Source organism: Trichocoleus sp. ST-U2, from assembly GCF_039961875.1.
Classification (GTDB): domain Bacteria; phylum Cyanobacteriota; class Cyanobacteriia; order Cyanobacteriales; family FACHB-T130; genus FACHB-T130.
Window position 1 is genome coordinate 63,069 of the sequence record NZ_JAMPJY010000020.1, and the last position, 13,928, is coordinate 76,996.

11 protein-coding genes are annotated in these 13,928 nt (G+C 48.9%); 7 read left to right on the forward strand and 4 right to left on the reverse strand.

Translation table 11 applies throughout. The features are described from left to right. Positions 1-142: 142 nt before the first annotated feature. The 3 genes from NC996_RS14955 to NC996_RS14965 all read left to right on the forward strand — a co-directional run bounded on the left by NC996_RS14955 (position 143) and on the right by NC996_RS14965 (position 2,806). On the forward strand, positions 143-1,144 hold the full coding sequence (locus tag NC996_RS14955; protein ID WP_190689029.1) for a GDP-mannose 4,6-dehydratase: 1,002 nt from the start codon (positions 143-145) through the stop codon (positions 1,142-1,144). Positions 1,145-1,162: 18 nt separating this feature from the next. Continuing rightward, the gene (locus NC996_RS14960) at positions 1,163-2,311 is read left to right on the forward strand and encodes a glycosyltransferase (RefSeq protein WP_190689033.1); all 1,149 of its coding nucleotides are present in this window, start codon (positions 1,163-1,165) and stop codon (positions 2,309-2,311) included. Positions 2,312-2,425: 114 nt separating this feature from the next. Further along, on the forward strand, positions 2,426-2,806 hold the full coding sequence (locus NC996_RS14965) for a hypothetical protein (protein ID WP_190414389.1): 381 nt from the start codon (positions 2,426-2,428) through the stop codon (positions 2,804-2,806). Positions 2,807-2,864: 58 nt separating this feature from the next. On the opposite strand, the gene NC996_RS14970 is transcribed toward NC996_RS14965, so the two are convergent. Further along, the gene (locus NC996_RS14970; RefSeq protein ID WP_190689036.1) at positions 2,865-3,299 is read right to left on the reverse strand and encodes a hypothetical protein; all 435 of its coding nucleotides are present in this window, start codon (positions 3,297-3,299) and stop codon (positions 2,865-2,867) included. 246 nt (positions 3,300-3,545) lie between these two features. Here NC996_RS14970 and NC996_RS14975 point away from each other — a divergent pair, with 246 nt between their 5' ends. Both NC996_RS14975 and NC996_RS14980 read left to right on the forward strand, forming a co-directional pair. After that, entirely contained in the window at positions 3,546-3,896 is a 351-nt protein-coding gene (locus tag NC996_RS14975) for a hypothetical protein (RefSeq protein WP_190414387.1), read from the forward strand. A 176-nt stretch (positions 3,897-4,072) separates the two neighbouring features. After that, positions 4,073-6,268 carry a pentapeptide repeat-containing protein gene (locus NC996_RS14980; protein ID WP_190689039.1) on the forward strand — a complete coding sequence of 732 codons (2,196 nt, stop codon included), beginning with the start codon at positions 4,073-4,075 and terminating at the stop codon, positions 6,266-6,268. Between the two features lie 52 nt (positions 6,269-6,320). On the opposite strand, the gene NC996_RS14985 is transcribed toward NC996_RS14980, so the two are convergent. After that, positions 6,321-6,731: a VOC family protein gene (locus NC996_RS14985; protein ID WP_190689042.1), complete on the reverse strand. Its 411-nt coding sequence runs from the start codon at positions 6,729-6,731 to the stop codon at positions 6,321-6,323. A 270-nt stretch (positions 6,732-7,001) separates the two neighbouring features. On the opposite strand from NC996_RS14985, the gene NC996_RS14990 reads away from it, so the two are divergent. Further along, positions 7,002-8,174, forward strand: a complete 1,173-nt coding sequence (locus NC996_RS14990) for a tetratricopeptide repeat protein (RefSeq protein WP_190689095.1) — start codon at positions 7,002-7,004, stop codon at positions 8,172-8,174. A gap of 8 nt (positions 8,175-8,182) precedes the next feature. On the opposite strand, the gene NC996_RS14995 is transcribed toward NC996_RS14990, so the two are convergent. Together NC996_RS14995 and NC996_RS15000 are read right to left on the reverse strand one after the other, a co-directional pair. Further along, positions 8,183-9,835, reverse strand: a complete 1,653-nt coding sequence (locus NC996_RS14995) for an adenylate/guanylate cyclase domain-containing protein (RefSeq protein WP_190689045.1) — start codon at positions 9,833-9,835, stop codon at positions 8,183-8,185. Positions 9,836-10,238: 403 nt separating this feature from the next. After that, positions 10,239-11,849 (reverse strand): adenylate/guanylate cyclase domain-containing protein, encoded by a 1,611-nt coding sequence (locus NC996_RS15000; protein WP_190526322.1) that lies wholly within the window; start codon positions 11,847-11,849, stop codon positions 10,239-10,241. A gap of 529 nt (positions 11,850-12,378) precedes the next feature. On the opposite strand from NC996_RS15000, the gene NC996_RS15005 reads away from it, so the two are divergent. Continuing rightward, positions 12,379-13,902, forward strand: a complete 1,524-nt coding sequence (locus NC996_RS15005) for a protein kinase (protein WP_190689097.1) — start codon at positions 12,379-12,381, stop codon at positions 13,900-13,902. Positions 13,903-13,928 lie beyond the last annotated feature (26 nt).

Consider the following 13,928-nt stretch of genomic DNA (forward strand, 5'->3'; position numbering starts at 1 on the left):
TTTTGTGCTGCTTTTGAAGCATCTACAGGCGTTAAGTATTATCTGGTCGCTTCCGAAAAAGCAAAGTATAAAAGAACATAGGATGTAGCTGCCTGAACCCAACTCCAGCCCGAACGCAACATTAAGTGGTTAAACTCGACTCATGGCAAAGACAGCGCTAATTACAGGAATCACTGGGCAAGACGGCTACTATCTCAGCCGTTTACTTTTGGAACGGGGTTATCGGGTGGCTGGGTTGGTACCGCTGCACCGGCAATCCAGTCTGGCTAAACTGGGTTCCCTCGCCAGCCAGATTGAGGTTTGTGCGGTTGACATGAGGGATAGCGCGACTCTGTTGGAAGTGGTGGAACAACTACAGCCCCAAGAAATTTATAATTTAGCAGCTCCCAGTTTCGTCCCAGATTCGTGGCAAGACCCGCTGGGAACGCTGGACTTGGTAACGGGTACGGCGACCAGGCTGTTAGATGCAGTGCGTCTGGCTGGATTGAACACGCGGTTTTATCAAGCCAGCAGTTCCGAGATGTTTGGGCAGGTGGATCGGTCGCCTCAAGATGAGAATACGCCTTTTCGTCCGATGAACCCTTACGCAGCGGCAAAGTTGCACGCCCATTGGACGATGGTACATCACCGACAGCGCTACGGTTGGTTTGCCTGTAGCGGTATTTTATACAACCACGAGTCATCGAGACGACCTCCAAATTTTGTCACGCGGAAGGTGTCTTTAGCAGCAGCCTCGATTAAATTGGGGTTAAGCGATCGCCTGGAAATGGGCAACCTGGACGCCAAACGCGACTGGGGTTATGCTGGCGATCATGTGGAAGCAATGTGGCGGATCTTGCAGGCAGATGAACCGGAAGACTATGTGATTGGGACGGGTCAGTTACACAGCGTTCGGGAATTGGTGGCGACAGCTTTTGAGTGTGTGGGGCTAGATTGGACTCGTTATGTCGTTGTCGATCCCAAGTTTCTGCGATCGGATGAACATTTCTATCTGGTGGCAAATCCAGAAAAAGCCAAGCGCCAACTCAACTGGGAACCGCAAGTTAGCTTCGAGGGTCTTTTGGAAAAAATGGTGTTGAAGGACTTGGAACGTTTACAAAGTGCTGAGGTGCCGTCCATCGCCCAGATGGAACAAAACTCCTAAAATTCAGGGATTATTGAAGTGGGAGAAAAGATAGATTATTTAGAGCCGACTATTAAACCAGTCGCAAACCATATATTTATTTTTCTGGAAGTTTTTGGATGCGAAGGGGGCATCCAATCCTACGTTAAGGATATTTTGCAGTCTTATACCTCATTGGGAAATCAAGCCAAAGGCGAGGTATTTTTGCTACGGGATGGCGTTGGCTGCCCAAATCCCTTTGAGGGAAAAAACCTCAAATTTCATTATCTCAAAAACCAAAATCCCCAAAAGGGACGCTTAAGGCTAGCAACTTCACTGCTAGCTTGTCTGTTACAACGCCGTCCCCACCATGTTTTTTGTGGTCATATTAATCTGTCACCCTTGGTAAGGCTGCTGTGTCAGCCGCTGGGGATTCCCTATACGGTGCTGACTTACGGAAAAGAATTTTGGGAACCCTTAGCCAATCAAGAACGAAGGGCACTCAAGCAGGCGGAGGGAATTTGGACAATTAGTCGCTATAGCCGCGATCGCGCCTGCGCGGTGAATGACCTAGACCCCAAGAAAGTGCAAATGCTACCCTGTGCGGTGGATGGGAATTACTTTACTCCAGGCCCGAAGCCACCCGCATTGATCGAACGGTATAATCTTGGCGGTGCCAAAGTTTTGATGACTGTAGCGCGGCTGTGGTCGGGCGATATCTACAAAGGCGTAGACGTTACCATTCGAGCCATCCCTGCGATCGCCCAAGTATTTCCAGAAGTCAAATATTTGGTGATCGGTCGTGGCGACGATCAACCCCGACTGGCACAGCTTGCCAAAGATTTAGGAGTTGCCGACCGGGTTGTCTTTGCCGGGTTCGTTCCCACCGAAGACCTGGTAGACCATTACCGCGTCGCTGATGCTTACATCATGCCTTCCCAAGAAGGCTTCGGCATTGTCTATTTAGAGGCGATGGCTTGTGGCATCCCCGTCCTATCCGGTAACGATGATGGCTCCGCCGATCCCCTTCAGGATGGAGGTTTAGGCTGGCGCGTCCCCCATCGCAATCCAGAAGCCGTGGCAAATGCCTGTATTGAAATCCTCAAAGGGGACGACCAGCGCTGCGACCCTCAGTGGTTGCGAGAACAAAGCCTCGCTTTGTTTGGCAAAGATGCCCTTGCCCAGCAGTTAAAACAGCTGCTTGTTTAAATGCGATTAGGCACGCTTAAAAATCAATGCCGAACTGCCTCTGTTCTCAGACATAATCGATTCTGATTTAGGATGGAAGTAGTCCATACTACCTTGCTTTTGTTGGAGACTGCCGTGAACCAGAACAGCCCCAATTCCTTTCAATTCAAGCTTTCTGGCGTCGGCTCTTGGCTTACCCTGCTGCTCATCATTTGGTTGCTGGGGTCGATTGGGCTTGGCTGGTTGGTGAAATCTTTTCTGATTCTGATAGGTTTAATCCTCGTCGCACCAGTCCTTGCCTTCCTGGGCTTTCGCTGGTGGTTGCAACGCAACCTCATTGCCGACCAGTGTCCCGTCTGTAGCTATGAATTTACAGCTTTGAATCGAACCGAGTGCCAGTGCCCCAATTGTGGCGAGTCGCTCAAAATCGAACAGGGACACTTTAACCGTTTGACGCCTCCCGGAACGATTGACGTTGAAGCCGTTGAGGTATCTGCCCGCTCTTTGGAAGACTAGAACAAAATCAAGTTATTCGTCACTCGTTTTTGATTGATTACGACTGACGAATGACTGATTATTTAGTCTGTCCAGTAATCGATAGAGTATAAGGATGGGTGCCACCCGCGCGATCGCCGACATAAACGTTATAATCCCCCCGAAGCCAAACTCCTGAAATCTCCGGCTTATCTCCAGAAAAACTATCTGCCAACACGCAGAATCGTCCTCCTGGGCCATCAACCAGAAGCGTAGGCTCGCCACTGCTTTGGATACTCAACCGCAAGTAATCGATCCGATCTGCCGTTACCCGAACAACTTGATTCGGGGTTTGGGAGATATAACCACAATTACTACTTGTTTGACCGCCAGAAGCTCCGTTGAGGACGACCGGATCGTTCGACAACTTCGACGACAGTTCTAACACTGGGGCATCACTACGAGCCGCCCCAGCGCCTGTTAAGATTAACGCCAAGGTTGTGGGAATAACTATCCATTTGCGAAGCATCTTCATTTCGTCATCCCCTTGCCTTTTTAAGGAAGTCTTACTATAAGTGTCCTACAGAAGTAAATAAAGGTGTTTCGAGTGTGTTCCTTTTCTTAAAGTGTCACGTATCTGAGAGGGCGCTAAAATTTCTTCTTTTTTAAGTCATGGTGTTGCTAAAACAAACTTTTGTTTAAATCACCAAGACAATACATGCTTGACTGTCAGTTTTTCATTTGTAACCGTCATTTTCGTCACTCACTATAAAAACAAAAGATGAATCCTCAAGAAAATCAAGACTGGGAGCGTAAACTCCAAGAACTAGATGCTCAAATCAATCAGAGCAACCCTCCCGCGCCAATGATAGAAACCGAACCGGGGAAACCTCTCCAGGTTCAACCTAAAGAATCTCAATCAATTCAGTCTCTGTTCAACAAAATTGCTAACTGGTTTCAAGGGCTTCCTGGTGCTGGTAAAGTTGCTGTTGTCGCCGTCGCGGCTTTGGTTGGTTTTGGGCTAATCAGAAGCGTTTTGTATCTAGTTGCATCCCTGATAAGTCTCGGCATCTTGGCAGGATTAGTGTATTTGGCGTACAAACTGTTTATTGCCCCCAAGTCCCCTGATTAGCAAGTCTTAATTTTTTGGGTAGCAATGAGGACTATGGACTCCGGACGAGTATAGTCATCTAAGGACGTAGGGCAGGTTCATTACTAATGCGGACCTTTACTAGCAAAATAAGGGTTGCCTGCCCGGACAAAATCTGCTAGAAGCGAACAGCTAACTGCTATTTGTGGAATGCTCGAATGGCTACCCAAAGCGTGAAAAAAAGCTCGAATCGCAAAAGCCCGTCTTGGCGGATACAGATGCACCGACTACCACTGGGTACCCGACGGGGTGCTGCCACGATTGTGGAAGTCTCGCTGGTGCTTGCGAGTGCTTTAGTTCCCTATAGCATCGGTCTTGCCGCCAAGTTTTGTACGAATGCTGGCGCGTGTGTCTCTCCGGAAACCGTTCCTCTCAACCCAGTGCTAGCAACCACTGAGGATGCGATCGCTCAAACGTTAGCAATTCCCCGGCGCGCAAGCAACCAACGGGTTGCTCCACTCACCAATTTGTTTTGGTGCGGGGCGCTGGTGGCTCCTGTCCTGGTCGTAGGCTGGCAACTGTATAAATTGGGAAAAACCGGGCAAACTTCGCCCAAGGGCTGGCTAGGCGTCCAAGTAGTACAAGCACCAGGCGACCCGCCGGGATTGATTCGCGCGATTTGGAGAGAGGGAGTCGGCAGGTGGGGATTGCCGCTTTCGACGGCTTATCTGATTTGGCGCTACAGCGGTGCTTTTCCGGATTTGGGGATTTTGCTGGGATTGTCTGCTTTGATGTGGCTGGGGGAAAATGCGATCGCGCTGTTCAATCCCGAACGTCGCACCTTGCACGATAGAATCGCTGGAACCTTTGTCATTGATGGAGCCAGGGCTTTTGTACCCGATCGGTCGCGGAATGCTCCTCAGTTCAACCAATTGCCGGGAACCGAACAGCCAGCGAAGCGAGCAAGGGAAACCATCACAAGCATTGCCCTGACTTCTCAATCTTCCAAGCCCTCTTCCAAGCGATCGCTGCGTCTTTGGGATTGGATGCGCCAAAACCCCAGTCTGACGCTGATAATTGTCGGCTTTTCTTGCATGAGTGCTGTCTTGGGAACCTTCGTCGGCACTCAAATGTACATTCAAAATCAGGCAAATTGGCGCTCATCTAAGCAACAGAATAACCAGGTGTTTCTGGCGCTAGTCGAGCGGTTAAGTCGATCTTCCCCCAACCAATTAGAAGAACGACGGAGTGCTATCCTGGCGCTGGCAAGGTTGGACGACTCGCGAGCGATTCCCTTCTTAGTAGATTTGCTGGGTCAAGAAAGGGTACCTGCTTTGATGGAGACAATTGGGCAAACCTTAGTCAGTACGGGTCCGGAAGCTTTACCCTACTTGCAGCGCTTAAATCTTTCCCTGCAAAAGGACGAAGCGCTGCTGCAAGGGAGTGGATTCGTAGAGCGACAGTTAATAGCAAGGCGACTGGTGGGCACTCAACGCGCGATCGCTAAAATTCTCAGCATCTACCCCGCTCAAGTCTACAAGGCCGATCTCAGTCGCACCGACCTCGCACAGGTACGCCACGAGCCTGCTCCATTTACTCTGGTTCTAGACAAAGCTGATCTTTCTGGGATTCTCTTCAAAGGAGCCTCCCTCGCAGGTGCCAGTTTACGGAATAGCCGCTTCTTGGGTGCCGGTGAGGATGGGCGTCTGGGCACCTTTGATGATCGGATTGCGGACTTCAATGGAGCCGATCTTAAAGAAGCGAACCTCAGTGGCGCTCTTTTGAGCCGTGTCCCCCTGAATCGCACCAACCTAATCCGTGCCACCTTGAATCGGGCTAATTTGTCCCAGGCTCAACTCGTGGGCGCAAATCTCAGCAGTTCCAAGCTAATCGGTGCAGATTTGCGTCAAGCTGTCTTAGAAAATGCCAGCCTGACGGGTGCAGATTTAGCCAATGCCAACTTTACCCAGTCCAATCTCTCTAGCGCCCGTCTCGGACAAGTTAGCGCTGTCGGGGCTAAGTTTCCCTTTGCGCTGCTGACGAACTCCAACTGGCAAGGAGCAGACCTTTCGGAAGCAGATTTTCAGAACGCCAATCTCCAAAAAGCCGATCTCAGCGCCACCAGGCTGGTTGGTGCCAATCTTGCTCAGGCTCAGCTGCAAAATGCCAATTTACAAAACACAAATCTGAGTGCGGCAGACCTGCGCGGGGCGAATCTCGCAGGAGCTAATTTGAAGGGGGCAACCTTTGCCGCCCCAAAACCCGTGCAGTCGGATCAATTCATTCAAGAGGCACCCAATGCAGCATCCTTAGCTCGCGTTCAAGGCGTCGATTTTTCTCAAGTGAAAAATTTAGATGCCAAGCAAATTGGCTTGATTTGCGACCAAGGAGGGCGTCATCCTCGCTGTCAGTAAATCAGGCAGAAGGGCACCTAGAAACCGCAAGATCCAGCGAGCAAAAAAGCATCTAGGGCAGATTGGGCATATGAACCAATTCCAGTTTGATCCCATCGGGATCGGCAAAGAAGACAGCGTAGTAGCCCGGTGCATACTTGTTGTATTCGGCTGGCGGATCGAGGACTGTAGCGCCTAGTTCAAGAATCAGGTTGTATAAGTTATCTACCTGTTCGCGGCTGTCGGCGTTAAAGGCAAGATGGTGTAGTCCTGGCGAGTAGCGATCGTGTAGTTTGTTCGGGGAATCTGGATTCGCAGCATAAATCAAAATTGCCCCGACATCCTTTGACCACCACATAATAAACTCATCATTTTTTTCCACCTGCTGGTAGCCCATGAATTCCAAAATTGCGTTATAAAACGGTTCCGATTTCGAGCGATCGCTAACCGTCAAGCTTAGGTGATTCAAGGTACCAAGGGTCATACAAGTCTACCCTGTTTCGGAAGAACAAATGTATTATAAACTCCCGTTTTGCAAGTTGGTTCAGAGCAGGAAATCCAATTTTTAGCCAGGAGCCGAAATTTTGTATGCTGTTACACATCAAAAATATATAAGTTTTGATCCCTATCTACCGAAGGGCAGGCAAAAAAAGAATTCTTTTTTTACTGTTTAATTAGCTTTATGCGATCGCATTTAAAATAACCACGAGTCCCTTAAGCCAGTTCATGGTGTCCAATGAAGCTAAGCTTCTGCATGATTGTCAAAAACGAAGAAGCCTCTCTACCACAATGCTTGAATAGTGTCAAAGATGTGGTAGATGAAATGGTGGTGCTGGATACCGGCTCCACTGACAAAACTGTTGAAATTGCCAGAGAATTTGGGGCGAAGGTTTATCACTTTGAATGGTGCAATAACTTTTCAGCAGCGCGAAATGAGTCGTTGAAGTACGTTCAGGGAGATTGGGTGCTGGTGCTGGATGCGGATGAAGTGCTGACACCGGAAATTGTGCCGCAGATGAAGCAAGCGATGGAAAGCGATCGCAACCTCGTTATCAACCTGATTCGTCAAGAAGTTGGGGCATCCCAATCGCCCTATTCCCTAGTTTCTCGTCTATTTCGCAATCACCCAGACGTGCGCTTTTCTCGTCCTTACCATTCTCTAGTGGATGATAGCGTTGCCCAACTGTTGCAGAGAGAACCCCAGTGGCAAATCGTTTCTCTGTCGGATGTCGCAATTTTGCACTACGGCTATCAACCGGGAGCGATCGCATCTTTAAACAAATTCGATAGGGCGCAGGCGGCGATGGAAGGCTATCTGGCAAGCCATCCCAACGATCCCTATGATTGTTGTAAATTGGGGGCGCTTTATGTCGAAACAGGGAAAATTAGTAAGGGAATCGGAATCCTAAAGCGCGGCTTAAAATCAGCAGAGACTGATGCTTCTGTTTTATACGAGTTGCACTACCATCTGGGCAATGCCTATATTCGTGTGAACGATCTTGCACAAGCGACGACACATTATCAAGTCGCCATTCAACAGCCAATTCTGCCCAAACTTAAACTAGGGGCTTATAACAATTTAGGCAACTTGTTGATAGCATCTGGGGATTTTACTAATGCCCAAAAAGCTTATGAAACGACCTTACAGATTGACCCTAGTTTTGCGGTCGGAAAGTACAATCTGGGCATGGCATTAAAAGCAATGGGGCGTTTGCCGGATGCGATCGCTGCTTACCGCCAAGCGATTCAACTGAACCCAGACTATGCAGAGGCGTATCAAAATCTGGGAGTTGCCCTGTTGAAAATGGGGAACGTAATCGAAAGTTTAGAAGCATTTGGGAAAGCGATCGCCCTTCACGAGCAACACAACCCAGAGGAAGCCGCTAGGCTCCGCCAAGGATTGCAAGAAATGGGGTTCCAGGTTTAATCTCATCTCTAACCCGACTGAATACCATCGTGGATAACGCTCTGCCGCTTAGTCTGATAAACCCGTATCGGTCGGTCAATACCTTTAAAACGGTACTCTCCCATCGGAAACAAATCTTTCGGTTGACTGAGCAAAGAATAGCTGGCTTCACTCACGACACATTCACCAGGGGGACAAATTCCTTCCATCCGCGAGGCAAGATTAATCGTAGCGCCTAAGACGGTATAGTCTACTCTCTGAGAGCTGCCCACATCTCCAACCACCGCTTTACCGCTGTTAATCGCTATCCGCAATTGCAGCGGTTGTTGAAAGAACTTACGAGCATTCAGACGCTCCAGACGTTCCAGCATTCCCCAAGCAGCGGCAAAAGCCCGGTCGGCATGATCCGGCTGGGGTTCTGGAGCGCCAAAAAATGCCATAATGCAATCTCCAATAAATTTATCTAGCGTTCCTCTGGCGGCAAAAACTTCTTTGAGCATCTCCTCAAAGAAACTATTGAGCAAATCGGCAATTTCTGTCGGAGTTAAACGTTCCGAAAGCGCAGTAAAGCCAACAATATCGGCAAAAAGAATGCTGATTTCGCCTTCTGTGGGGGTAAGACGACCGCCTTCTAATCCTCCTACATTCATAATATGCTGCACAACTGAAGGAGAGTGATAGCGTTCTAATCGGTGTCGAATGTTGGCTTCGCTTCTGAGTTTCTCTGCTAACAGCCAACGTTGCACCGCCGACGCCACCAAATTCGCTAAAGCTGAAAAAAAGCTGAGGTCTTCATCTCCTCCTTTGTTCCAATGGGTAAAAGAAAGATGGGCATCGGCATAAAGAACGCCGACTACCTGATTTTCATCCCACAGAGGAACCGCTAGAGCGCTACGAATGCCTTTTGCTAAAATACTATGTTCGCCTTCAAACCGTTCATCCATTTGGGCATCAGCGGTTTTAATGGCGACTTTATCCGTAAATACTTTTTGACAAATGGTGCGGCTAATCCAACTGCCATCTGCGGCGAGATTTTCCTGCTGAGAAATATCTCTCGCTGCTGCTTGAAGTAATTCAAGTTCCCCCGAACAATCGACATCAATCAACAATGCCAACCGATCGATACTAATGAGATCGCGGAAAACAATTTCTTGTATCTGCTGGAAAATTGCTTCGATCGATTCGGCAGAATTCAGACATCTAGCGATATCAACCAAGTCTTTCAGCCGAGCGATCGCTTTGTGGGGATTCGCAATATTACTCCCTTCATCATCCGCTTGTATCCATTGCTGTTGCAGTTCTTTGGCATTGCGAAGAATCGTCACTTCTTCGGGGATCGGATCTGCATTGATGGGATTGAGTTGAGTTTTTTGTTGAGGAGAACTGGCTAAAAGAACGTGGATGAAAACATGACCCATCTGAATAACATCCCCATGATTCACTCTTTGGGGCGCTGCTAGCAGACGGTCATTTAACCGCGTTCCGTTTGTGCTATGCATATCTTCGACTACCCACACGCCATCCGGTGTATTTAACAACCGGGCATGACAGCGGGAAATTTCAAAATAAGGCAAGTACAGATCGCATTCTGGCAAACGACCAATAATAAATTCCTCTTTATCCACCGTGACGGTGCTTTCAGCATTTTCCTCAACTTGTAGGCGCAGCTTGAGTTCAGCCATGACTCTAAACCTCCTTGAACCAAGGCGAACAAGGCTTGCTAAAACTCCTGGACAAAGCAATAGTCAAAGAAAGCACCCACAAATATATGCGTTTTCCCGGCAATTACTGCCACCATCTTAACTCTGACGAAATCCTTCGACAGATGATACGCTGTGTTGCCATAGGTCGCAACGACCGGGAAATCGCACCCAGCTCCTTTTCGGTTAACCTTCTGCTCAACCTCTTGCCACCTCTAGCTAACCCACCCCGATACGGGGAAGGTGAGGAATAAATTTTTTGGGCTGGTGAGGAGAAGCGATAAACTCCTTGATTTCGTCGTCGAGAAAGGGTTTGGCTTGGTCTTAGCCGAAAACTCGAAATCCGCCCTTTAGCTCCACTAAAACTCAGAGGGGAGCCAGCACTTTAATGCCGCTTGGTTTGATAAACTCTGACAGGTCGGTCTATGCCTTTGAAATGGTGTTCTCCTACCGTCTGCAAGTCTTGGGATCGCTTCAGCAATGAATACGTGGCTTCACTGACGACACATTCACCAGGGGGGCAGATTCCTTCCATGCGGGAGGCTAGATTAATCGTTGCTCCTAAAGCGGTATAGTCTACTCTTTGAGAGCTACCGACATCTCCAATCACGGCTCTACCGCTGTTGATGGCAACTCGAATTTGCAGCGGTTCGCGCCAGACTCGAGCGGCATTTAATTTCTCTAGACGAGTCAGCATTCCTTTGGCGGCGGCGAAAGCTCGGTCGGCATGATCCGGTTGAGGTTCAGGAGCGCCAAAAAATGCCATGATGCAGTCTCCAATATACTTGTCTAACGTTCCTCCGGCAGTAAAAACCTCCTGTAGCATTTCCTCGAAGAAATCATTGAGTAATTGGGCAATTTCTGTAGGACTCAACCGTTCCGAAAGGGCGGTAAAGCCAACAATATCGGCAAAGAGAATGCTGATATCAACCTCCGCAGGCGTGAGACGACCGTTGTCTAAGGCCCCCAGGGTCATAATGTGCTGTACAACGGCAGGGGAGTGATAGCGCTCTAGTCGAGTCCGAATGGTTTCTTCGTTTCTCAGTTTCCGCGTTAACAGCCAACGTTGGACTGCGGATGCGACCAGATTTGCTAAAGCCGAAAAAAAGCTGAGGTCTTCCTCGCCTCCTTTCGTCCAATGGCTAGAGGAAAGATGAGCATCGGCATAAAGAACACCGACTACTTTATTTTCATCCCAAAGCGGGACGGCGATCGCGCTCTTGATCCCTTTGACTAAAATGCTCTGTTGCCCCTCAAACCTTTTATCCATCTGGGCATCAGCGGTTTGAATTGCGACTTTCTCGGCAAATACCTTTTGACAAATGGTGCGGCTAATCCAACTGCCATTTGCCGTTAGATTCTGTTGTTCCAAAATATCTCTAGCGGCGGCATTCAGCAATTCTAGTTTGCCGGAACCCTCTACATCGATTAACAATGCCAAGCGCTCAATGCTTTGAAGTTCGCGGAAAACGACTTCCTGCACCTGGTAGAAAATTGCTTCGATCGATTCAGCTGCGCTCAAATTCTTGGCAATATTCACCAAATCTTTGAGACGAGCGATCGCTTTTTCCTTATTGCTAACTACGTCTAGCGTCCCTTCCGCTTGTATCCACTGCTGTTGCAGCTCCTGAACATTGCGAAAGATGGTGGTTCCTTGAGCCACGGGTTCCACCAGCTGTGTTAGATGGGGTTGAGCAGGATGGCTCAAAAGAATATTCAGGCTAATATCTCCCAGCCAAAGAATATCGCCGTGATTTACCTGTTGAGGCGAGATGACAGGGCGTTCATTCAATCGCGTTCCGTTTTTGCTGCCCATATCCTCAATTGTCCACGCCCCAGAAGGCGTTTTCAAAAAGCGGGCATGACACCGGGAAATTCCCTCGAAAGGCAAATGCAAGTTGCATTCTGGCAAACGACCGATTGTAAATTCATCCCGATTCACCGTAATCGTTCTTTCTGTATCTCCCTCTCGTAGACGCAGATTGAGTTCAGCCATGACTCCTATCCCTTTTTGAAGCGAAGCGAACGAGGCGTGCAAAAACTCAGCAAAGTAAGGGGCTTTTGATTGGTTTCCCTCACTTCCCCTCAAGGTTATGGCATTCTCAAAGGCATTTATGCAACCCTGCCCAAGCTACACGCTTAGGGCAGCTTAATCGGCAAATCGTTTGAGTTTTAGCGTTAATGCCTCTGCGCCCTTCAGCCTTACCTTATATAAATGGGGGGTCATACCCCTCATTCCTTGAACAACAGTATCATAGTATTCGCTGGTTCCCGATGTCAGGTCGAGGTTTTAGCGAGACCGTCGAAGCCTTGACAACTGGGCACCAGAGAAGACGCGAAAGTGCGGTTTTCATACGCAGTCAATCAAGAGTGCGGCGGGAGAGAGCGATTCCCTGAAAGGGGGTAGCTCTTTCATCAGATATGCAATCCGTGCATATCTGATGAAACATCCGGAAAACACTGCTTCCTTTTTGGAAAAACTCAATTATGTTAAACGGTTTACCTCAGCTCAGGGCAGCGACACCATGATAGGCATATTACTAGACCAGCGCTACCAGGTGATCCAGGCGCTAGGCCAAGGTGGATTTGGTCATACTTACATTGCCCAAGACACTCGCCGACCTGGGAACCCTACCTGCGTTGTTAAACACCTCAAACCCGCGACTAGCAATCCCGAATTTTTACAAACAGCGAGACGCCTGTTTAATAGCGAAGCCGAAACTCTGGAAAAGTTGGGGAACCACGACCAAATTCCCCGGCTGTTAGCTTACTTTGAGGAGCAGGAAGAGTTTTACTTAGTGCAGGAATTTATCGACGGACAGCCTCTAAGTGTAGAACTGCCACCAGGACAGCAGTGGAGCGAAAGTCAGGTGATTCAACTGCTGTCTGAAGTATTATCTATTCTGGAATTTGTACACGAGAACGGGGTGATTCATCGGGATCTCAAACCGGATAATTTAATTCGCCGTTCTTCCGATAAGAAGTTAGTTTTGGTAGATTTTGGTGCCGTCAAACAGGTGCAGAGGCAATCCGTCATCGCTCAAGAAGGGATGAATGAGACGGTTGCGATTGGTACCCCAGGCTATATGCCTAGCGAACAGGGACAAGGCAGACCCCGCCCTAGCAGCGATCTGTACGCACTGGGCATGATTGGTATCCAAGCCTTGACCGGGCTGAATCCCAGGCAATTAGCAGAAGATCCCGACAGCGGGGAGATTCTCTGGCGGCACTTGGCTCAAGTTAGCGATGGGTTAGCCGCTGTCCTGAGTCAAATGGTACGCCACTACTTCAAATTCCGCTATCAGTCAGCAACCGAGGCATTGCGATCGCTTGCTTCCCTAACCAATCCGAATTCCCCGGCAGCGATCGCCGCAGTCTTGGGACAGAAGGTGCGCGGTTACTGGAAAGACGGTTCTGTGTCGGCAAATAAGGCACTGCGCTCGCTCCAAGAACGCACCAATCCCCACGTCTCGCCCAATAACGCCCCTGCTCCTATTTCCACCCCGGCGATCGCGCCCCCTACGGACAATACCGTAACCATTGCTACAGGCAATTCATCGGAAAAGACAGTGGATTCTCCGGCTAGCGTCGCAGATGAAGCAACGCCCCCAACCGCGCCCGTCACGCAGAACACGGTGACAATTGCTCCTGGAAATCCCGCCCCAGCTCCGATTAGTTCGTCGTCCAGCCTGGATTCTGGACTTAAATCTCCTAACAAATTGCCGCTGTTAATTGGAGCAAGCACTGCTATCTTTGTCATTGCAATTGGGGTAATTTTTGCAAGTCGTCAAGTCCCGTCCTCTCCTGAAACGGCTAAAAATCAAATTACTGCGCCAGCTAAAAATGAAGTGAAAAACACTTGTGTTGTTGTTCTTAGTTCATCCAATGTCCGCTCTGTGGATGGACGAAAGAAAACAGGGGATGTTGTGAAAGCAGGAACCAAAGTCTCTGTCACTGGAAAAGAAGAAGGTGGCTGGATAGAAATTAATTCTCCAGTCTCCGGTTGGATTTGGAAGGGTCGGACAAAAAACACCTGTCCTTCTAAATAGGAAAATTTCTGACTGCAAGACATTTA